The sequence below is a fragment of the Actinomadura kijaniata genome (assembly GCF_014138665.1).
Classification (GTDB): Bacteria; Actinomycetota; Actinomycetes; order Streptosporangiales; family Streptosporangiaceae; genus Spirillospora; species Spirillospora kijaniata.
The window spans coordinates 107,817-127,137 of sequence record NZ_JACJIA010000017.1; the positions used below are offsets into that span (position 1 = coordinate 107,817).

Genomic DNA, 19,321 nt, shown 5'->3' on the forward strand with positions numbered 1-19,321 from the left:
AGTCAGCACCAAAAGTAATCTCCCTCTCATGGTGAAAGCCCCCCATGAGATCCTCCACCAGATCTTCCGCGACGACCGGTCCCTGACCACCGCCGCCCTGCGCTGCGTGGTCGGAGTCGCCGTCCAAGAGGTCACCCTCCTCAAGGAGACATCCAACGACGCCACGTCCCTCCCGCTGGAAAGCCGCATCGACTCCACACTCGAGGCCGTGATCGACGGGATCAGGTGCACCCTGGCCGTCGAGGCACAGAGCGAGATCGATCCGGACAAGGAGGAGGACTGGCCCTACCAGATCACCTACCTGCACGCGAAGTACCGTCGCCCGGCCGCCGTGCTGGTGGTCACCAACCGGGTGCGCGTCGCCGAGTGGGCCCGCCGGACCTTCGTCATCAAGGTCCCCGGACTCCCCTCCGAGGTGCGCACCAACCTCGTCGTCCTGGGGCCTGACAACGTTCCCCTGACCAGAGATCTACAGCAGATGAAAACCAATCTGGACTTCTCGACCTTCTCCACCATCGTGCACGGTCGGTCACTCCATGTGGCTGACATACTGGAAACGCTGGAGAGGGCTCTGAGCGAGATCGATCCCGCCGTCGCCGCCGGACACGCAGCGATGATCACCGCCGGACTCGTCCACCCCAAGGCCAAGGAGAAGTGGAGCGACCTGATGGAAGCGCAGAACTACGACTTCGAGGCGTACGGCGTCTTCGCCGACTGGAAGGCCCAGGGCAAGGCGGAGGGCAAGGCGGAGGGCAAGGCCGAGGTGATCCTGCACATCCTGGAGACGCGCGGAGTGCCGCTCTCCGACGTGGGGCGGCAGCGCGTTCTCTCCTGCACCGACAACGAGCAGCTTCTCGCCTGGAGCACCCGCGCCATCACCGCGACCACCGAGGACGAGCTCTTCGCCTGATCATGACGCTCCGGCCCGCGCGATGTCGCGCGGGCCGGAGCGGCTCTCCTGGACCTTTCGTGTCATGACGAGACCTTGACGGGGCGACGGACCCGAGTCCCCACGCCCCTCGGACCAGGAGCGGTACGGCTACGTTCCGCCGTCGTGAGAGGGGTCGTGGTGGGTGGTGAGGGCGTGGCCGAGGGCCGTGCGGGTGTAGAGGACCGAGCGGCCGGTGCGGGAGCGGGTGACCAGGCCCGCTTCGCGCAGGGTCCGCAGGTGGTCGCCCGCCGCTCCCAGGGTCATGTCGAGGCGGGCTGACAGCCAGGTCGTCGTCGCCGGGTCGGTCAGGGCCGCGAGGATCGCGGCGCGGGAGCGTCCCAGCAGGTTCGCCAGGGCCTCGGGGGGCGGGCCGGGCCTGCTCTCCCAGAGGGTGGCGACGCCCCGGGCCCGGTAGAAGAGCGACCGCGGCCAGGCCGGTTCGAGCTGGGCCGCCAGGTCGAAGAACGCCGTCGGCACGAACAGCAGGCCCCGGCCGTCCAGGTCGACGCGGCCGTCCGCGAAGCCGTGGACCTCGATCACCGAGTCGGCGGCGCGCCAGCGGACGCGGGGCGACAGGTCGTCCAGGGCCTCGGCCCAGCCGTAGGCCGCCAGGCGGCCCGCGCGGTACAGCAGGTCCTGGTCGAGGATCGCGCGCAGGACCGGCCAGTCGGGTTCCAGGAGGGTGCGCCAGGCCAGGTCGAGGGCCGTGGCGAAGTGCGCGACCACGTCGGGGGACTCCAGGACGGCCCGGGCCTCGGGATCCGGGAGCGTGCGACCGTCCAGGCTGCGGGCCAGCTCGCGGCGGGCCAGGTCCGGCGGGGTCGCGCGGACCGCCGCCAGTTGCTCGGCGACCGTGATGTTCGGGCGGGTGGGCGGCGGAGTGTGGAAGTCGGCGTTGTAGGCGCCGCGCCGCCAGATGCCGGCCACGGCGCGGACGGCCGGGTCGCGGGCGATCCGCCGGTAGGCGGGGGTGACGCGGGTGATCCACGGGGTCATCGGCCCGGCCAGGGCGGGGTTGGCGAGCAGGCCGAGCAGGGCGACCAGCTCGTGGAGCGGCGCGATCGCGAACCGGCTCGCCGCGATGTCGTGCGGGCCGACCCTGACCTCCTGGACCTTTCGTGTCATGACGAAACGTTAGCGGGACGGCGGCGCTTCTCCCAGGGTCGTGCGCATGGTCACCGATGTCCCCTCGCGGGTCCGGTACGCCGACGTCTTCGGCGTGGGCGGGTTCCGCGTGCTGTTCACCCTTCAGACGTTGCTCGTGGTGGGCGACACCATGCGGATCCTGGCGCTGTCGGTGCTGGTGTTCGAACGGACCGGGTCGGCGTTCGCGACGGCGGTGACGTTCGGGGCCGGGTTCCTGCCCTATGTGGCGGGCGGGACGCTGCTGCTGGCGCTCGCCGACCGGGTGCCGGCGCGGACGCTGATGACCGGGTTCCACCTGCTGCGGTCCGGGGTGACCGGGGTGCTGGCGGCCGTGGACCCGCCGGTCCCCCTGGTGATCGTGCTGCTGTTCGGGATCGGGCTGTTCGCGCCGGTGGCGACGGCGTCGGCGAACGCGCTGCTGCCCGGTCTGCTGCCCGGCGACGCGTACGTGCTGGGCCGGTCGCTGTTCCTCATGACCTCGGCCGTCGCGCAGATCGCGGGCAACGGCGTGAGCGGTCTGCTGCTGGCCGTCATGCGTCCGCAGGGCGCTTTGTGGCTGGTGGCGGGGAGCGCGCTGGCGGCGGCCGCGCTCGCGTGGTTCGGCATGGCCGACCGTCCGGCGCGGCGTGCCGGGACGGGCGCCGTGCGGGAGACGCTGCGGACCAACCGGATGCTGCTGGCCGACCGCGGGACGCGGCGCCTGCTGCTGGCCCAGTGGCTGCCGATCTCGCTGGCCGTCGGCGCTGAGGGCGTGCTGGTCCCGTACGCGGCCGGGCTCGGGCGGCCGGACGCGGCGGGGGCGGTCATGGCGGCGATGTCCGGGGGCATGTTCGCCGGGCACCTGGTGGTCGGGCGGTTCGTCGCGCCCGCGTGGCGGGAGCGGCTGGCGCTGCCGCTGGCGTTGCTGCTGGGAGTGCCGCTGCTGGCGTTCGCGCTGCGGCCGGGGCTGGTGGCGGCGTGCGCGCTGGGGGCGGTCGCGACGTTCGGGCTGAGCTACGAGCTGGCGTTGCAGCGGCCGTTCGTCGACCGGGTGCCCGAGGAGGTGCGCGGGCAGGCGCTCGGACTGGCGGCCATCGGGGTCATGAGCGGGCAGGGGGCGGCGATGGCCGCGGCGGGCGGGCTGGCCGACGTGCTGGACCCCGGCCTGGTGATGGCGGCCTGCGGGGCGGCGTCGGTGGTGGCGGCGCTGTGTCTGGTGCGGCGGAGCGGATGACCGCCCCGCCGCCCGTCGGCCCGGGCCGGAGGGCCGCTACTGCCAGGGGAACCTGTCGGCGAACGCCGGCTTCAGGTCGTCCAGCCAGATCGCCGCGGGGTCGTACTTGGCGAAGAACGGCTTGTTGACCAGCTCGGCGTCGCGGCACTGGATGAAGTGGAGCTGGAACACCCTCTCCCCGAACAGGTCCAGCACGCCGTCGACGCAGACCTTGCCGGGGGTGGCCGACATGGACGGGCCGCGGACCGTGCGGGACAGGCCGGAGACGTTCTTGTAGGCGTTCCGGAAGATCTCGTAGGCCTCGGCCAGCGGGACCGCGAAGTAGTCCTGCGGGCCTGTGTCACGCTCCACGAACATGTAGTACGGAACCATGCCCATGCGGGTCTGGGTCCGCCACATGGTCTCCCAGATCTTCGGGTCGTCGTTGATCGACCGGATCAGCGGGGCCTGGGTGCGGATGACCGCGCCGGTGTCGCGGATGCGGCGGACCGCCTCGGTGAGCACCAGCGGCTCCAGCTCGCGCGGATGCGAGAAGTGGGCCATGAACGCCAGGTTCTTGCCCGACTCCACGATCTGCTCGAACAGGCGCAGCATGTCGTCGGCGTCCGGGTCGGTCACGAACTTCTGCGGCCAGTAGGCCAGCGACTTGGTGCCGATGCGGATCGACTCCAGCTGCTCCAGCTCCAGCAGCGGCTCCAGGTAGCGGCGCAGCACCGACTCACCCATGATCATGGCGTCGCCGCCGGTGATCAGGACGGAGGTGACCTCCGGGTGGGCGGCGACGTAGTCGCGCAACTGGTGGGAGTCGTCGCCGGCCATCTTCAGGTCCGGTTCGCCGATGAACTGCGCCCAGCGGAAGCAGTAGGTGCAGTACGCGTGACAGGTCTGCCCCTGCTTGGGGAAGTACAGGACGGTCTCGTCGTACTTGTGCTGCAGGCCGGGGACCTTGCCGTCGCCGAAGCTCGGGATGTTGAGCTCCATCTGGCCGGCGGGGTGGGGGTTGAGCTTCATCCGCACCCGGTTCGCGGCCGCCTCGACCTCGGCCTTGGGGGCCTCGCGGCGCAGCAGGTCCGACAGCACGGCGACGTCCTCGGCCGGCAGCATGTCCGGCTGCGGGAAGACCAGGCGGTAGATCGGGTCGTCGGGCGCCGCGGTCCAGTCGATGAGTTCCTCAAGGACGTAGGCGTTGGTCCGGAAGGGCAGCACGGTCGCCACCGCCCGGGTGGCCAACTGCTCCTCGGGCGAGAGACCGGCGCGAGCGGTGAGCTCGTCCAGGTGCTTCGCCGTGAAGGCGCGGAACTTGCGACCGGTGGATCGCACTTCGGGAGCCGCGTCGTTCACCAGTGTCACGTGTTGGTACTCCTTGAAGGTCAGCGGGGGACGCGCCAGGGGACGCGCCGTCACGGACTGTGATCAATCTGGCCCGGGCCACCCCCATTGAAGCGGTTGGAGACGGTAAATACCGAATAGTTACCCTCTACAGGCTACAAAGAAGCAGGTAAGCGATAGTAAGGGCATATCCCTACAGCTCCGGATCGGGCGGCTCGCCCCTTGTAGAACGATTACAGGTCGTGAAGGTCGCGGGCCTCACCCGGTCCTTATGCTGGTACGCCGATACTGATCGCAGTGCGAGACTGTGTGGAGGGTCACGGGACGCAAACGCGGCCCGACTCGTCGGACAGGTAGAGGAACGGGCGTAGAGCAGGCGTTAAAGGCGGGCGACGGGCGGCGAGAGGGGGCTCCGTGGGTTCGGTCGAGGAGGACTCGGGACCGGGACGGGCGCCGCTGGTCGCCGTGGCCGCCGCGGTGGTGGCCGCGGTCAGCTACAGCACCTTCCTGCTGGAGCATCTCCTCAGCCCCGACCTGGACGTCATCAACGGCTACGTGTCCGAACTGTCGGCCGAGAACCAGCCGTCCCACCTGGTCTACAGCGGCGGCGACTTCGTCACCGGCCTGCTGTCGATCACCGTGGCGGTGACCGCGCTGCTGACGCTGCGGCGGCGGCGCTGGGCGGTGACCGGCTGGGTGTTCCTGGCGCTGTTCGGGCTGTGCGCGATCGGCGACGCGATCTTCCCGCTGGACTGCGCGCCGAGCCTCCAGACCTGGTGCGCGCTGCGCGAGCGCAGCGGCGAGGTGTCGTTCTCGCACCAGTTCCACGCGGTGACCAGCAGCCTGGTGATCGCGTGCGGGGTGGCGGCGCTGCTGACGCTGTCGATCGCCGCGCGCCGGTACGGCTGGTGGCCGCCGCTGGCGCGCTGGGGGTGGAGGCTGGCGCTGGCCGAGACGGTGTTCGCGCTGAGCACGGTGCTGGCGATGCTGCTGGGCCGGTGGCTCGGCATCATCCAGCGGGTGCAGATCAGCGTGCTGGTGCTGGGGCTGGTGACGGTCGCGTGGGCGCTGTGGGCCGACCGGCGCCGCCGGGAGGCCCGGTCGCGTCCGCCGCGGACCGCCCGGGAGGCGTCGTGACGATCGTGGACGCCGGGGACGAGCAGGTGCACGTGGTGGAGACGGGGCGGCCCGACGCCGCGCCGCCGCTGCTGCTGACCTCGGGGCTGGGCAGCGCCTGGTTCGACTGGCAGCCGTCGGTGGAGCTGCTGAACGCCGGCCACCGCGTGATCGCTTTCGACCGGCCGGGCCTCGGGCTGAGCCCCGCCGGGAAGGCCCCGCCGAGCCTGCGCCGCGAGATCCGCCTGCTGGCCGACCTGGCGCGGTGGGCGGGCCCGCCGGTGGTGCTGCTGGCGCACTCGATGGCCGGGTTCCACGTCGAGGCGCTGGCCCGCGTCCATCCGGAGCTGGTCGCCGGGATGGTGCTGGTCGATCCCAGCTACGAACGGCGGCTGGCGTGCCCGTCGTTCCGCATCGCGGCGGCGGCGACGGGCGCGACGCGCGCGGCGGGCCACCTTCTGAACGTCACCCGGGCCGCGCGGCTGCTCGGGCCGCTGGGCCGCCGGATCGTCATGCGCTTCACCAGCCGCCGCGACGAGCCGGTGGACGGCGAGGTCGTGCGGTCGGTGTACGGGCGCGGCACGGTCCTCGGCACGGTCCTGGCCGAGGAGCTCGCCTACCGGGAGATGGCCGCCGACCTGGAGGCGCTGCGCGGACGGCTGCCGTTCCCGCCGATCCCGCTGGTCGTGCTGACCGCGCTCGGCGACGCCTCCGACCCCGAGGACGCGCAGAAGTGGGTCGAGGACCACGCCCGGCTGGCGGCGATGAGCCCGCGGGGCGAGCATGTGATCCTGCCGGACACGCTGCACATGGTGCAGCTCGACCGCCCCGACGCGGTCGCCGACGCGGTGGCCCGCGTGCTCCAGGAGGCGGCGTGAGCGCGCCGGAGGTGGGCGGGAGGCAGGGCATGGTCCGGCTCGGGGTGTTGATGGCGGCGCTGGTCGTGCTGGTGAGCGGGTGCGACCTCATGGCCCGGATCTCCGAGGGGGCCTACCGCAACGCCGTCACCGACGGCGTGGTCAACGAGATGGGCGAGCGCGGCATCGCGCTGACCGGCCGTCCCGGCTGCGCGTGGCTGCGCGAGGGGCCGCCGGGGACGGTGCGGATCTCCTGCACGGCCACGACGCGTTCCGGGGAGCCGGTGCGGGTCGAGGGGGTCGTCGAGGACGCCGAGAGCGACCGGCCGCGCGAGCGGTACACGGTCACCGTGGGGGGTCGCGAGGTGCTGCGGCAGGACTGTCTCGGGCTGGGCTGCGGCCAACGTTCTTGATCTCGCAAGGAACCCGTCCGGGCAACGGAAAACACCCTCCCGTCCGGGCGTGGCGGCACCGCGCGGCGGCAACGCTACCGTCGTGAAGTCCATCCCTCTGAAGTCCGTCCCTCGGAAGCCCGTGCTCTTCGGCCTGCTCGCGCTGGCGGTGGTCGGTGTGGGCGCCGCCGTCGTCTACGTCACCCTCATCGACGTGAAGGAGCTGCGCCACCCCACGCAGGCGAAGCTGCGCGGCGCGGTCCCGAAGGCCGCCACCGCCGAGCTACAGGCCCGGGGCGTCGCCCTGAACACCGGCCTGACGTGCCAGGACATGCCGGGCTGGACCAAGGAGAAGATGCGCGTCGCCTGCACCGGCAAGGCCGCCGGGAACAAGCGCGTGCAGGTCATCGCCACCGGCGAGGAGGCCACGCGGGACCACTACTACACGATCCTCGTGGACGGCCGTCCCGTCGTGGAGAACGCCTCCTGTCTCGGCCCCGACTGCAAGGTGAAGGAGTAGCGGCCCCGGGGGTGGTTGGCCGCCCGTTGCCAGGGCATGGCCGGGGAGGTCCTACCATGCGGTGAGCAGCCGTCCTGTGCCGCGCCCCGCCCTCACCACCCCAGTTGGAGTCGCCATGAGCCCCGCGCCGATCGCGGTGGACACCATGGGCGGCGACCACGCCCCCGAGGAGATCATCGCGGGGGCGGTGACGGCGGTGCGGGAGCACGGCGTGCCGCTGGTGCTGGTCGGGCAGGCCCCCCGGATCCGCCGCGCGCTGGACGGGCTCGGCGTGGCGGGCGAGATCCCGATCGTGCACGCCGACGAGGCCCTGGACATGGGCGAGGGCGCGCTGGCCTCGTGGCGCAAGCCCAAGTCGTCGATCGCGATCGCCTGCCACCTGATCAAGCAGGGGCGGGCGTCGGCGCTGGTGTCGGCGGGCAGTACCGCCGGGGTGGTGGCGACCGCGCGGCTGCGGCTGCGGGGCCAGCAGGGCGTGATGCGCCCGGCGATCGCGGTGACGCTGCCGACCGTCCCCCGGCCGACGGTGCTGCTGGACGCGGGCGCGACGGCCGACGTCAAGCCCGAGACGCTGGTGCAGTTCGCGGCGCTCGGCACCGCGTACGCGCAGATCCGGCTGGGGCTGGAGCGGCCGTCGGTGGGGCTGCTGAACATCGGCGCCGAGAGCAGCAAGGGCAACAAGCTGGCCAAACGCGCCCACGAGCTGCTGGCCTCGGGGAACCACGCGGTGGAGTTCGCCGGGAACGTGGAGGGCCACGACCTGCTGCGCGGCATCGTGGACGTGATCGTCACCGACGGGTTCACCGGGAACGTGGCGCTCAAGACCATGGAGGGCACCGTGCGGACGGCCTTCCACGAGATGAAGCAGGCGGTGACCGGGAGCCGGACCGCCAAGGTGGGGGCGTTCCTGCAACGCCGCCGCCTGGTGGAGCTGCGCGAGCGGCTGGACTCCGACACCTACGGCGGCGGCGTCCTGCTGGGGCTGAACGGCACCGTCGTCATCGCGCACGGCGCGGCGCGGGCACGGGCGATCACGTCGGCGTGCGTGCTGGCCCACGAGCTGGCCGCCGGGCGGATCGTGGAGCGGATCAGGGAGCAGATCGCGGCGACGCGGACGTCCCGGTTCGGGCGGTGGACGCACGGCGGCGACGACAAGGACCGGCAGAACGACAGGCCGAACGACAAGCGGGCCGAGAGGCCGGTCGAGGGCCCGGAGGGCGAGGCCCCGGAGAAGGTCGCGGAGAGGGCCCCGGTGAAGGCTCTGGAGAAGGCTCCGGTGAAGGCCGTCGAGAAGCCCGCCGAACCCGTCGCCGAGGAGAGGCCCGCCGAACCCGAGCCCGTGGAGCCCCCGCCGGGCTGAGCAGGGATTGCCCCCTCCGTCCCCGGGGAAGATCGACGTTCGGGGGCAACGTGACGCAGACAGACGACGCAACGGGGGCGCGCGGTCTGACCGCGGCGCAGGTCCGCGCGCGGGTGGCGGCGGGCCGTACCAACGACGTGCCACGGCGGTCCAGCCGTTCGGTGGGCGAGATCCTGCGGGCGAACATCCTCACCCGCTTCAACGCGCTCATCGGCACGCTGTTCGTGCTGGTAATGATCTTCGGGGAGTGGCCGGACGGCCTGTTCGGCGGGATCATCGTCGCCAACTCGGCGATCGGCGTGGTCCAGGAGCTGCGCGCCAAGCGCACCCTGGACCGGCTCGCGGTGGTCGGCGAGACCCCGGTGCGCGTACGGCGCAGTGGAACGGTCCAAGAGATTTCCCGGCGGGCGGTCGTGCTCGGCGACCTGATCGTCCTCGGCACCGGTGACAGGATCCCGGTGGACGGGCCGGTGGCGGACTCCCGGGGCCTGGAGGTGGACGAGTCGCTGCTGACCGGCGAGGCCGACCCGGTGCACAAGGGCCCCGGCGACCCGCTGCGGTCGGGCAGCTTCGTGGTGGCGGGCGGCGGGACGTTCACGGCCGAGAGGGTGGGGCGCGAGGCGTACGCCGCTCGGCTGGTGGAGGAGGCCAGCCGGTTCACGCTGTCGCGGTCGGAGCTGATGGAGGGCATCGACCGGTTCCTCAAGTACGTCACCTGGCTGATCGTCCCGACCTCGGTCCTGCTGTTCGTCAGCCAGTTCACGGCGGCCCGGGACGTGTCGGACGCGGTGGTCGGCGCGGTCGCCGGGGTCGTCACGATGGTCCCCGAGGGGCTGGTGCTGATGACCAGCATCGCGTTCGCCGTGGGCGTCGTGCGGCTGGGGCGGCGCGGGGCCCTGGTCAACGAGCTGCCCGCCATCGAGGGCCTGGCGCGGGTGGACGTGTTGTGCGTGGACAAGACCGGCACGCTCACCGAGCCCGGCATGGACCTCGACCGGGTCGTGGTGCTGGACGACGCGCTGCCCGCCCGCGAGGCGCTCGCCGCGCTGGCCGCCGGGGACCCGGACCCGAACGCGACGATGCTGGCCGTCCGGCAGGGCCTGGACGCGCCCGACCCCGGCTGGAAGGTCGTGGGCACGGCGCCGTTCTCGTCGGCGCGCAAGTGGAGCGGGATGGAGTTCGCGGGCGAGGGCGCGTGGGTGCTCGGGGCGGCGGACGTGCTGCTGGGGCCCGGCGACCCGTTCCGGGAGCGGGCCAGGGAGCTGGGCGCGAACGGGCTGCGGGTGCTGGCGCTGGCGCGGGTCCCGGCGGGGGCGCTCGCGGAGCCGGACGCGCCGGGGGCGACCGCGGGCGCCGAGCCCGCCGCGCTGGTGGCGCTGCGGCAGCGGCTGCGGGCCGAGGCCCCGGCGACCCTGGCGTACTTCGCCGAGCAGGGCGTCGCCGTCAAGGTCATCTCCGGCGACGACCCCGCCTCGGTCGGCGCGATCGCCCGGGCGCTGGACCTGCCCGGGGCCGACCACCCGGTGGACGCCCGCACCCTGCCGTCCGGCCCGCGCGAGATGGGGAGGGCGCTGGAGGGCAACTCGGTGTTCGGGCGGGTCAGCCCGCGGCAGAAGCGGCAGATGGTCAGGGCGTTGCAGGGCAGGGGGCACACGGTCGCGATGACCGGCGACGGCGTCAACGACGTCCTCGCCCTCAAGGACGCCGACCTGGGCGTGGCGATGGGCTCGGGCAGCGGCGCGACCCGCGCCGTCGCGCAGATCGTGCTGCTGGACAACAGCTTCGCCACGCTCCCCCACGTGGTCGGCGAGGGCCGCCGCGTGCTCGGCAACATCGAGCGCGTCGCCAACCTGTTCCTCACCAAGACCGTCTACTCGATCATCCTGGCGGTGCTGGTCGGGCTGGTGCACGTGCGGTTCCCGTTCCTGCCCCGGCACCTGACGCTGATCAGCACGCTGACCATCGGCGTCCCGGCGTTCTTCCTGGCGCTGGCCCCGAACCTGGAACGCGCCCGGCCCGGCTTCGTGCCGCGCGTGCTGCGCTTCGCGGTCCCGGCGGGCCTGGCGTGCGGGGTGGCGACGTTCGCGGGCTACCTGCTGGCGACGGAGAACCCGCGGACCCGGTTCGCCGAGGACTCCTCGACGGCGGCGCTGTCGCTGTTCCCGCTGGCGCTGTGGGTGCTGCTGCTGATCGCCCGCCCGTGGAACTGGTGGCGGCTCGGCCTGGTCGTCGCGATGGGCGCGGTGTTCCTGGTCGTGCTGGCGGTGCCGGGGCTGCGCGAGTTCTTCGCCCTGTACCCCGACAACCCGCACAACGCCCTGGTGGCGCTGGGCATCGCGGTCCTGGCGGGCCTGCTGCTGGTGGCGGCGCTGCGCCTGGACCGCTGGTCCCTCTCCCGCCGGCGGGAGTGAAAGATCTTCGGCGTCGTGGACATGGACGGGTGACATGACACCGTTCGAGAGGATCCACGACGTGGGGTGCCGATGTGGATGAGGACGAGTTCGCCGAGCTGTACGAGCGGAACTTCCGGCCGCTGCTCGGGTACGCGCTGCGGCGCTGCGCGTCGGCGGACGACGCGGCCGACGTCGTCGCCGAGACGTTCGCCGTCGCGTGGCGGCGGGCCGACGAGCTGCCGGAGGGCGACGACGCGCGGCTGTGGCTGTACGGGGCGGCGCGCCGGACGCTGGCCAACCACCGGCGCGGAGAGCAGCGGCACGCGCTGCGGACCGCCGCGCTGCGGGCCGAGCTCGCCGCCGTGCCGGTGAACGAGCCGGACGTGCCGGTGGTCGGGGAGGTGTTCCGCGGGCTGCCCGAGGCCGACCGGGAGCTGCTGTCGCTGGTCGCGTGGGAGGGGCTGGCGGTCCCGGAGATCGCCAGGGTGCTCGGGTGCTCGCGGAACGCGGTGAGCATCCGGCTGCACCGGGCCCGCAAGCGGTTCGCCCGCGCGCTGCGGGCCGCCGGGGTGGAGGACGCGCGGGCCGCCCGGCTCGTCGCGGAGAAAGGGGCTTTGACGTGAGCGTCGACGACGTGGTGGCCGGGCTCGCACCCGTGCGCGACGAGCAGGTCACGGTGAAGGGCGACCGGGAGCTGCTGCGCGCGATCCTGGCGGAGGAGTCCGCGGCGGACGCTCCCCGCCGCAGGCCGCGCTTCCGGCTGGTGCTGGGGGCCGCCCTGGCGACGGCGGCGGTGGTGATCGGACCCGTCGCGCTGAACGTGGTCGGCGACGACACCGTGCGCAGCTACGCCAACGCGGCCGTCGCCATCGAGCGACAGGACGGCGTCTACGAGGTCAGCGTCAAGGACGCGTTCGCCGACCAGCGGAGATTCCGGGAGGCGTTCGCGAAGTTCAAGCTGGACGTGCGGCTGTTCATCACGCCGGTCTCGCCGGGCAGCGAGCGCCGCGTCTTCGCGAAGGGCGGTGGCGGGGCCCCGAACGCTCCCGCGGACCGGCAGATCGACATCTCCGTCACCCCGTGCCCGAAGGGCGGGAACGCCTGCCCGATGCGGGTGCGCATCAGCAACGCCCTTCCCGGCGACCGCCTGCTCATCCAGCTCGGCCGCCGGGCCCGGCCCGGTGAGCCGTACGCCGACACCACCTTCTCCCAGTCGAGCCGCTACATCGTTCCCTGGATGCAGCCGCTGGAGGGCCGTGATCTGCGGTCGGTCCTGCGGCTCGTGCACGGCAAGGGGCTGAAGGCCCACTACGCGATCGGCGAGAGGAGGCCCGGCGGCGGGGAGTCGATGCGGTTGCCGTCCCTGGCGTGGAAGCCGTCCGGCAACCGGCCCGTCATGCGCGTGTGGCCCTACAGCTCCGACGCCGTCGTCATCCTCGTCAAGGAAAGCCCCGGCGACCCGGAGAAGAGCGACCCCGCCCGGATGGATCCCTACGGGGTCAGAAAGCACATCACGGGCCGCTGAAGGGGCGGTCCCGGCGCGCGGGGTGGCGATGGCGGGCGTGCGTCGCCACCCACGCGCCGAAGAATGTCAGCAGCGCCCCCGGCACGATCGCGATCGCCAGCAGGGCGTGCACGAACCCGTTCGCGCCCTCGATCCAGCCGAGCGTCCCCCCGACCAGCAGCACGAGCATGACGACCGTGCCGAGGCCGAGCACCGCGGCCGCCCATCCCGCCCGCCGCGCCGTGGCACGGCTGATCGGCGGCACACGCAGTGGTTGCTGTTTCATCGTGAACACCCGGATCCGGTTCCCGTTCTGTTCACTTTCATACCCACAGAACCGGACATTCCCCCTTCAGTGCCCTACGTCGCCGCCACGAGCACGCACATCGCGATCACACGCCGTCCCGACGCGTTCCGTCCCGTCCCCATGCCGGGGTGCTGCCCGTCCCCGGGGTCGCAAACGCCGATGGCAGGGGGCGGCCGGACGGGCTCTCCTGGCTCCGCTCAATGAACGCCCAGGACCCGCGCGGCGCCCCTGGAAGCCATGAAGCGGCACCGGAGGCGCCGGGTCGTCGAGGGCGGTGGGCGGACGGGGTTCCTGTCGCGGCTCATCCGCGCCTGACCTGGGGCTCACGGTCGGCGCGCAGGATCGCGTCGAGCAGGCCGGGGAAGCGGGCCTCCAGGTCGTCGCGGCGCAGGGAGACCAGGCGGCGGGTGCCCGCGACGCGGGTGCGGGTGACCCCGGCCTCCCGCAGGGTCTTGAAGTGGTGGGAGGCGGTGGAGGGGGGCAGGTCCCCGGCGCAGTCGCCCGTCCCGGCCTCGGCGCCGTCGGCGAGCCCGGCGACCAGCCCGCGGCGGACGGGGTCGGCCAGGGCGAACAGCACGGCGCTCAGGTCGATCTCGTCGGCGGCGGGATGGTGCAGCTCGCGCATGGCCCCAACCTACCCGTGTTTCGAGAATCGTTGAAATACGGCGAGCGGTGTGCTGGACTCTTATTTCCAAACTTCTCGAAATTTCGAAGGAGTCTCCGCATGCCCTCCCCCCGACTGCTCGTGCTCGCCGCGGGCGCGTTCGCCATCGGCGTCGACGGGTTCGTGATCGCGCCGATCCTGCCGGAGCTGGCGGCGCGCCTGGACGTCCCGCTCGCCGCCGCCGGGCAGCTCGTCACCGTGTTCACGCTGGTCTACGCGCTGGCCGCGCCCGTGCTGGCGACGGCGACCGCGCGCTGGGACCGCCGGGTCGTGCTGGCCGGGACGCTGGTGGTCTTCAGCGCCGGGAACGCCCTGTCGGCGATCGCGGCGGACTACCCGCTGATGATGGCCTCCCGCGTGGTGGCCGCGCTGGGCGCGGCCCTGTTCCTGCCGACCGCCTCCGCGACGGCCGTCACCCTCAGCCCACCCGACCGGATGGGCCGGGCGCTGGCGCTGGTCATGGGCGGGCTCAGCGCCGCCGGGCTGGTCGGCGTCCCGGTCGGGACACTGCTGGCGCAGGCCGTCGGAGCGAGCGGGGTGTTCTGGCTGGTCACCGGCGTGGGGCTGGCCGCGGCGGCGGGCGTGGCGGTGCTGCTGCCGCCCGTCCGGATCCCGGCGACGCTGACGCTGCGGGAACGGCTCGCGCTGGCGGCCCGGCCCCGCCTCGCCGCGCTGCTGGCCACCACCGCGCTGGCGATGGCCGGGGCGTTCACGACGATCACCTACATCGCGCCGCTGCTGGCCGAGGCCGCGGACGTGACCGGGCGCGGGCTGACGGTCGTGATGGCGGTGTCGGGGCTGGCGAGCGTGGTCGGCGTCGCGGTCGCGGGCCGCGCCGTCGACGCGCGCGGCGGGCGCGCCGTGCTGGCGGCGGCGCTCACGGCGCTGACGGCCGGGGCGCTGCTGCTGCCGGTGGCCGGGGCGGCGGTCCCGGCCGCCGCGCTGGTGTTCGTCCTCGGCGTCGCCGGGGCGACGGTCGCCCCGGCGCAGCAGCACCGGCTGATGCGCGCCGCGCCGGAGGCGGGCACGCTGCTGCTCAGCCTCAACAGCTCGGCGATCTACCTGGGGATGTCGGCGGGCGGCGCGCTGGGCGGCCTGGTGGTCGCGGGCGCGGGCGCATCGGCCCTCGGCGCCGCCTCCGCCGTCCTGTACGTGACGGCCCTGCTGGCGACCGCGCTGGTCCGGACGGACGCGCCCGTCCCCGGCGCGGAACGCGGCCAGGAGCCGTCCCGGCCGCTCAGCGTCCGGTGAGCGCGCCCTGCGGCGGGCGGTGCCTCCGGGACGCGTGGGGAGGGGCAAATCATTACCGGTTCAGCGCCCCCGCGCCGATAACCTTGGAGCATGTCCGATCCGCAGCTCGTTCTCGCCGCACGGGTCCAGGCCGCGCTCAGCGCCGCCTTCGGCCCCTCGTACGCGGACGCCGACCCGGTCATCCGGCCGTCGCAGTTCGCCGACCTCCAGTCCAACGTGGCCCTGCCGCTGGCCAAGCGACTGGAGGGGGAGCGAGGCGGGAAGCAGAACCCGCGGGCCGTCGCCCAGGAGATCCTGGACCGGCTCGACGTCTCCGACCTGGTGAGCGACGTCCAGGTCAGCGGACCGGGCTTCCTCAACTTCACCTTCTCCGACGAGTGGATCGCCGCGCAGGCCCAGCGGGCGCTGGCCGACGAGCACCTGGACGTGCCCCGCGCCGAGCGGCCGCAGAAGGTCATCGTCGAGTACTCCTCGCCCAACGTGGCCAAGGAGATGCACGTCGGCCACCTGCGGACCACGATCGTCGGCGACGCCATCGCCCGGATCCTGGAGTTCCTGGGCCACGACGTCGTCCGCGACAACCACGTCGGCGACTGGGGCACCCCGTTCGGCATGCTCATCGAGCACCTGCTCGACCTGGGCGAGGACAAGGCCGCCTCCAACGACTCCTCGGTGTCGGACCTGACCGCCTTCTACCAGGCGGCGCGGGTCAAGTTCGACGGCGACGAGGAGTTCGCCGAGCGGTCCCGCAAGCGGGTCGTGCTGCTCCAGGCGGGCGACCCCGAGACCCTGCGGCTGTGGAACGTCCTGGTCGACGTGTCCAGGCGGTACTTCAACGTCGTCTACGGCAAGCTCGGCGTCACCCTCACCGACGACGACATCAAGGGCGAGAGCTTCTACAACGACCTGCTCGCCCCGACCGTCAAGGAGCTTGAGGACAAGGGCATCGCCCAGGTCAGCGAGGGCGCCCTGGTGGTGTTCCCGCCCGGCTTCAAGGGACGCGAGGGCGAGCCCCTGCCGGTGATCATCCGCAAGAGCGACGGCGGCTACAACTACTCCACCACCGACCTGGCGACCATCCGGTTCCGGCACGACGCCGAGCACGCCGACCGCGTGGTCTACGTGGTGGGCGCGGCGCAGGCGCTGCACTTCCAGATGGTGTTCGCGGTGGCCGGGATGGCCGGGTGGACCGGCGACATGAGGCTGGAGCACGCCCAGATCGGCAACGTGCTGGGCACCGACGGCAAACTCCTGCGGACCCGCGCGGGCGGCACCGTCAAGCTCGCCGAGCTGCTGGACGAGGCCGTCGAGCGCGCCGGGACCGAGTTCGACAAGATCGAACGCGACGAGCCGCTGCCCGCCGCCGAGCGCGCCGACATCGTGGAGAAGGTCGGGATCGGCGCGGTCAAGTACGCCGACCTGTCGGTGGCGCTGGACAGCGAGTACATCTTCGACTTCGACCGGATGATCGCGTTCAAGGGCAACACCGGCCCCTACCTCCAGTACGCGGCGGCCCGGATCCGCTCGATCTTCCGCAGGGGCGGGGTCGAGCCGCAGGACGCCACCGGCCCGATCGTGATCGGCCACGCGGCCGAACGGGCGCTGGCGCTGCGGCTGCTGGGCTTCGGCGCGGCCCTCCAGCAGGCCGGGGACGCCGCCGAGCCGCACAAGCTGGCCGGCTACGTGTACTCGGTCGCCGACGCGTTCACCACGTTCTTCGAGAGCTGCCCGGTGCTGAAGGCTCCGGACGAGGCGACCAGGGCGTCCCGGCTGGCGCTGTGCGCGGTGACGCTGCGCACGCTGAGCACCGGCCTGGACCTGCTGGGCGTGCCCGTCCCCGAGCGCATGTAGCCGGAGACGGCGGAACGTCGGCGAGGCCAGTCCCCGGAGCCGCTGGGGACTGACCTCGTCGACGCCGGCGAAGGCGCGGTCACGCCGACCGGAGAACGCTCACTGCAGGTACCCCTCGACCTCTCCGCCGGGCCGCACCTGGGCGTCGTCGGGGTCCTGGCCGCTCTCGCGGCGGGCCCGGCGCTGCCGCAGCAGGTCCCAGCACTGGTCGAGGGCGACCTCCACGGTCCGGAGTCGCTGCTGCTCCTCCTCGGCCGACAGCTCCCCCTGCTGGAGGCGGTCGCGCAACCGCTGCTCCTCCTCCACCAGGTCGCCGATCCTGGCCAGGATCTCCTTGTCCTCCATGGGTCCTCCGCTCCTCGTGTCCGGCCGGAGCCCCGTCCCCGCTCGCGGCTGGGGGCTCCGACGCCGGTTGGGTCGTCGGTCAGTGTCGCATCCGGAGGGACGTTCCCCCGGACCCCCGCGACGGGCATCCGACCGAGGAGCCTCGCGTCGTCGCGGTCCTCGGTCAGGTCCGGCTCCCGGTGACGCCGTTCAGGAAGCCGCCGTCACCGGTCGACGAGTGGTTGATCATCCCGCTGTCCGAGCCGCTCGGCGCGGCCTTGGACCTGGCGGCGGACCTGCGCGCCGTCGTGCCCTTCGCGGACGTCGTCTTCCGGGCGGCCGTCGTCTTCCCGGCGGCCGTCCGGCCCGTGCTCCCCTTCCTGGCCGTGCCGGCCTTCCGGGCGCCGGTGCGGGCGGTCACCGTGGAACGGCCCCCGCTCGCCGCCGCCGAGGCCTTCTTCGCGGCGGGCTTGCGGGCCGTCGTCGTCTTCCGCGCGGTGGTCTTCCGCGTGGTCGACGACCCGGTGGTGCCGCTCTTCTTGGACGCGCCCGCCTTGGACGTGCCCGCCTTGGCGGTGCTCGCCTTGCCCGTGCTCGCCTTGGCCGTCGTCCTCCCCGTGGTGGACCTGGCCGCCGAGGTCTTCCCGGCGGTGGTCTTCTTCGCGGTGGAGGTCGACTTCTTGGCGGTCTCGGCGTTCTTGCTGATGACCTTCGCGGCGGCGTCCATCGCCTTCGCCGCGTCGGCCATCGCCTTGGTGGCGGTGGTCATCGCCTTGGTCATGGCCGTCATGCCCTTGACCGCGGTGCCGGCCTTGTTCGCCACCGACTTCATCTGCGTCGCGGCGGTCTTGGCCTGCTTGGCCGCGGCGGTCACCTTGGTGGCCGCGCCCGCCGAGCCGCGGGCTCCGGTCGTGGTCTTCTTCGCGGCGGAGGCGGTGGAGCCGCCCTTCGCCGCGGTGGACTTGGCCGCGGAGGTCCTCTTCGCGGCGGCCGTCTTCGTTCCCGCCGCACCCGACCGGGACGTGGTCGCCTTCTTGGCGGACGTCCGTCCGGTCGCGCTGGCGGTGACCCCGGACCGCGCCGCCGTCGTCCTGGCGGCGGCGCTGGTCCGCTTGGCGGCGGGCTTCTTCGCCGCCGTCGTGGTCTTCCCGGTGCTGCTCTTCGCGCGGCTCGCCGAGGTACGGCTGTTGGTAGCGCGCGGTGTCGTAGTGGTAGGCACTGATCTACCCCCCGTGATGATCAGTTACGGGGAGATCTATTCCACACTTGTCGCAGCTCTACACACACTTCACCGTTTGCGGCACTAGACGCCCACCGGATGCCACACCGTCTTCGTCTCCAGGAACGCGGTCATCCGCTCCGTTCCGGGCTCGTCCGACCAGTCGCCCGGCACCGGCCGAAGCACCCGCTTGAGGTTGTCGGCCGCGGCCTCCTCAAGCGCCTTGACCTGCGATTCCTCGGCTCCGGCGAGGTCGATGGCGTTGACGTCCATGTGCGAGGCGAGCCACGGCGCGAGCTCCGCGCGGCGGCCCGTGAGCAGGTTCACGACACCGCCGGGCAGGTCGGACGTCGCCAGCACCTCCGCGAACGTGATGGCGGGCAGCGGCGACGGCTCGGACGCGACGACGACCGCGGTGTTGCCCGACACGATCGCGGGCGCGACGACCGACACCAGGCCGAGCAGCGGCGAGTCCGGCGCGACGATCCCGACGACGCCGGTCGGCTCCGGGGTGGAGAAGTTGAAGAACGGCCCGGCGACCGGGTTGGCTGAGCCCGCGACCGCGCCGAGCTTGTCGGCCCAGCCCGCGTACCAGACCCAGCGGTCGACCGCCGCGTCCACCTCGGCCGTCGCCGCGTTCTTGGCGAGCCCGGCGGCGCGCAGCTCGTCGGTGAACTGCGCGCGGCGGCCCTCCAGCATCTCGGCGATCCGGTAGAGGATCTGCCCCCGGTTGTAGGGGGTGCGCGACGACCATCCGCCGAACGCCTTGCGCGCCGCGCCGACCGCGTCGCGCACGTCCTTGCGGGAGGCCCGCGAGGCGTTGGCGAGGAACCTGCCCCTGGCGTCGTTCACCACGTACGACCTGCCGGACTCCGAGCGGGGGAACGCTCCCCCGATGAACAGCTTGTAGGTCTTGCGCACCGCGAGACGATCAGTGCTCACCT

The 19,321-nt window shown here is 72.9% G+C and carries 18 protein-coding genes and 1 pseudogene; 13 read left to right on the forward strand and 6 right to left on the reverse strand.

The features are described 5' to 3' along the window. Positions 1-28 precede the first annotated feature (28 nt). Positions 29-910, forward strand: a complete 882-nt coding sequence (locus HNR61_RS41300; RefSeq protein ID WP_182848589.1) for a hypothetical protein — start codon at positions 29-31, stop codon at positions 908-910. A gap of 129 nt (positions 911-1,039) precedes the next feature. Here HNR61_RS41300 and HNR61_RS41305 read toward each other — a convergent pair whose 3' ends face one another. Then, complete coding sequence (locus HNR61_RS41305; protein WP_182848590.1) at positions 1,040-2,056, reverse strand: ArsR/SmtB family transcription factor; 1,017 nt, start codon at positions 2,054-2,056, stop codon at positions 1,040-1,042. A gap of 46 nt (positions 2,057-2,102) precedes the next feature. On the opposite strand from HNR61_RS41305, the gene HNR61_RS41310 reads away from it, so the two are divergent. Then, complete coding sequence (locus HNR61_RS41310) at positions 2,103-3,290, forward strand: MFS transporter (RefSeq protein ID WP_182848591.1); 1,188 nt, start codon at positions 2,103-2,105, stop codon at positions 3,288-3,290. 36 nt (positions 3,291-3,326) lie between these two features. Here HNR61_RS41310 and HNR61_RS41315 read toward each other — a convergent pair whose 3' ends face one another. Further along, positions 3,327-4,640: a KamA family radical SAM protein gene (locus HNR61_RS41315; protein ID WP_182848592.1), complete on the reverse strand. Its 1,314-nt coding sequence runs from the start codon at positions 4,638-4,640 to the stop codon at positions 3,327-3,329. A 393-nt stretch (positions 4,641-5,033) separates the two neighbouring features. Here HNR61_RS41315 and HNR61_RS41320 point away from each other — a divergent pair, with 393 nt between their 5' ends. From HNR61_RS41320 to HNR61_RS41355, 8 genes and pseudogenes are all read left to right on the forward strand, one after another. Continuing rightward, on the forward strand, positions 5,034-5,756 hold the full coding sequence (locus HNR61_RS41320) for a DUF998 domain-containing protein (RefSeq protein ID WP_182848593.1): 723 nt from the start codon (positions 5,034-5,036) through the stop codon (positions 5,754-5,756). After that, positions 5,753-6,613, forward strand: a complete 861-nt coding sequence (locus tag HNR61_RS41325; RefSeq protein WP_312898343.1) for an alpha/beta fold hydrolase — start codon at positions 5,753-5,755, stop codon at positions 6,611-6,613. Before HNR61_RS41320 ends, HNR61_RS41325 begins: the two co-directional genes overlap by 4 nt. Next, complete coding sequence (locus tag HNR61_RS41330; RefSeq protein WP_312898344.1) at positions 6,610-7,005, forward strand: hypothetical protein; 396 nt, start codon at positions 6,610-6,612, stop codon at positions 7,003-7,005. Before HNR61_RS41325 ends, HNR61_RS41330 begins: the two co-directional genes overlap by 4 nt. Before the next feature lie 82 nt (positions 7,006-7,087). Further along, the gene (locus HNR61_RS41335; RefSeq protein WP_182848594.1) at positions 7,088-7,504 is read left to right on the forward strand and encodes a hypothetical protein; all 417 of its coding nucleotides are present in this window, start codon (positions 7,088-7,090) and stop codon (positions 7,502-7,504) included. A 115-nt stretch (positions 7,505-7,619) separates the two neighbouring features. Further along, positions 7,620-8,645: pseudogene (gene plsX / locus HNR61_RS41340) on the forward strand (phosphate acyltransferase PlsX); the annotation flags it as partial. 269 nt (positions 8,646-8,914) lie between these two features. Then, positions 8,915-11,275, forward strand: a complete 2,361-nt coding sequence (locus HNR61_RS41345) for an HAD-IC family P-type ATPase (RefSeq protein ID WP_182848595.1) — start codon at positions 8,915-8,917, stop codon at positions 11,273-11,275. 74 nt (positions 11,276-11,349) lie between these two features. Next, the gene (locus HNR61_RS41350) at positions 11,350-11,880 is read left to right on the forward strand and encodes an RNA polymerase sigma factor (protein ID WP_182848596.1); all 531 of its coding nucleotides are present in this window, start codon (positions 11,350-11,352) and stop codon (positions 11,878-11,880) included. Further along, entirely contained in the window at positions 11,877-12,782 is a 906-nt protein-coding gene (locus HNR61_RS41355; RefSeq protein ID WP_182848597.1) for a hypothetical protein, read from the forward strand. Before HNR61_RS41350 ends, HNR61_RS41355 begins: the two co-directional genes overlap by 4 nt. Here HNR61_RS41355 and HNR61_RS41360 read toward each other — a convergent pair. Both HNR61_RS41360 and HNR61_RS41365 read right to left on the reverse strand, forming a co-directional pair. Beyond that, positions 12,769-13,047: a hypothetical protein gene (locus tag HNR61_RS41360; RefSeq protein WP_182848598.1), complete on the reverse strand. Its 279-nt coding sequence runs from the start codon at positions 13,045-13,047 to the stop codon at positions 12,769-12,771. The two genes, HNR61_RS41355 and HNR61_RS41360, sit on opposite strands and share 14 nt — an antisense overlap. Before the next feature lie 322 nt (positions 13,048-13,369). Then, the gene (locus tag HNR61_RS41365) at positions 13,370-13,693 is read right to left on the reverse strand and encodes an ArsR/SmtB family transcription factor (RefSeq protein WP_182848599.1); all 324 of its coding nucleotides are present in this window, start codon (positions 13,691-13,693) and stop codon (positions 13,370-13,372) included. Positions 13,694-13,792: 99 nt separating this feature from the next. Here HNR61_RS41365 and HNR61_RS41370 point away from each other — a divergent pair, with 99 nt between their 5' ends. Together HNR61_RS41370 and argS are read left to right on the forward strand one after the other, a co-directional pair. Then, on the forward strand, positions 13,793-14,983 hold the full coding sequence (locus tag HNR61_RS41370) for an MFS transporter (protein WP_182848600.1): 1,191 nt from the start codon (positions 13,793-13,795) through the stop codon (positions 14,981-14,983). 90 nt (positions 14,984-15,073) lie between these two features. Continuing rightward, positions 15,074-16,834 carry an arginine--tRNA ligase gene (gene argS, locus HNR61_RS41375; protein WP_182848601.1) on the forward strand — a complete coding sequence of 587 codons (1,761 nt, stop codon included), beginning with the start codon at positions 15,074-15,076 and terminating at the stop codon, positions 16,832-16,834. Positions 16,835-16,933: 99 nt separating this feature from the next. Here argS and HNR61_RS41380 read toward each other — a convergent pair whose 3' ends face one another. Continuing rightward, positions 16,934-17,179 (reverse strand): DUF2630 family protein, encoded by a 246-nt coding sequence (locus HNR61_RS41380; protein WP_182848602.1) that lies wholly within the window; start codon positions 17,177-17,179, stop codon positions 16,934-16,936. A gap of 179 nt (positions 17,180-17,358) precedes the next feature. Between HNR61_RS41380 and HNR61_RS41385 the strand changes: the two genes are divergently transcribed. Further along, the gene (locus tag HNR61_RS41385) at positions 17,359-18,465 is read left to right on the forward strand and encodes a hypothetical protein (protein WP_182848603.1); all 1,107 of its coding nucleotides are present in this window, start codon (positions 17,359-17,361) and stop codon (positions 18,463-18,465) included. On the opposite strand, the gene HNR61_RS41390 is transcribed toward HNR61_RS41385, so the two are convergent. Beyond that, a complete protein-coding gene (locus tag HNR61_RS41390; protein ID WP_312898345.1) occupies positions 18,462-19,319 on the reverse strand; it encodes an aldehyde dehydrogenase family protein in 858 nt (285 codons plus the stop codon). The genes HNR61_RS41385 and HNR61_RS41390 overlap by 4 nt on opposite strands. Between the last annotated feature and the right edge of the window lie 2 nt (positions 19,320-19,321).

Bases quoted from the DNA above. Each gene is read 5' to 3' on its own strand.
- HNR61_RS41300 (WP_182848589.1), top strand. From the start codon at position 29: ATGGTGAAAGCCCCCCATGAGATCCTCCACCAGATCTTCCGCGACGAC.
- HNR61_RS41305 (WP_182848590.1), bottom strand. From the start codon at position 2,056: ATGACACGAAAGGTCCAGGAGGTCAGGGTCGGCCCGCACGACATCGCG.
- HNR61_RS41310 (WP_182848591.1), top strand. From the start codon at position 2,103: ATGGTCACCGATGTCCCCTCGCGGGTCCGGTACGCCGACGTCTTCGGC.
- HNR61_RS41360 (WP_182848598.1), bottom strand. From the start codon at position 13,047: ATGAAACAGCAACCACTGCGTGTGCCGCCGATCAGCCGTGCCACGGCG.
- HNR61_RS41365 (WP_182848599.1), bottom strand. From the start codon at position 13,693: ATGCGCGAGCTGCACCATCCCGCCGCCGACGAGATCGACCTGAGCGCC.
- HNR61_RS41370 (WP_182848600.1), top strand. From the start codon at position 13,793: ATGCCCTCCCCCCGACTGCTCGTGCTCGCCGCGGGCGCGTTCGCCATC.
- argS (WP_182848601.1), top strand. From the start codon at position 15,074: ATGTCCGATCCGCAGCTCGTTCTCGCCGCACGGGTCCAGGCCGCGCTC.
- HNR61_RS41380 (WP_182848602.1), bottom strand. From the start codon at position 17,179: ATGGAGGACAAGGAGATCCTGGCCAGGATCGGCGACCTGGTGGAGGAG.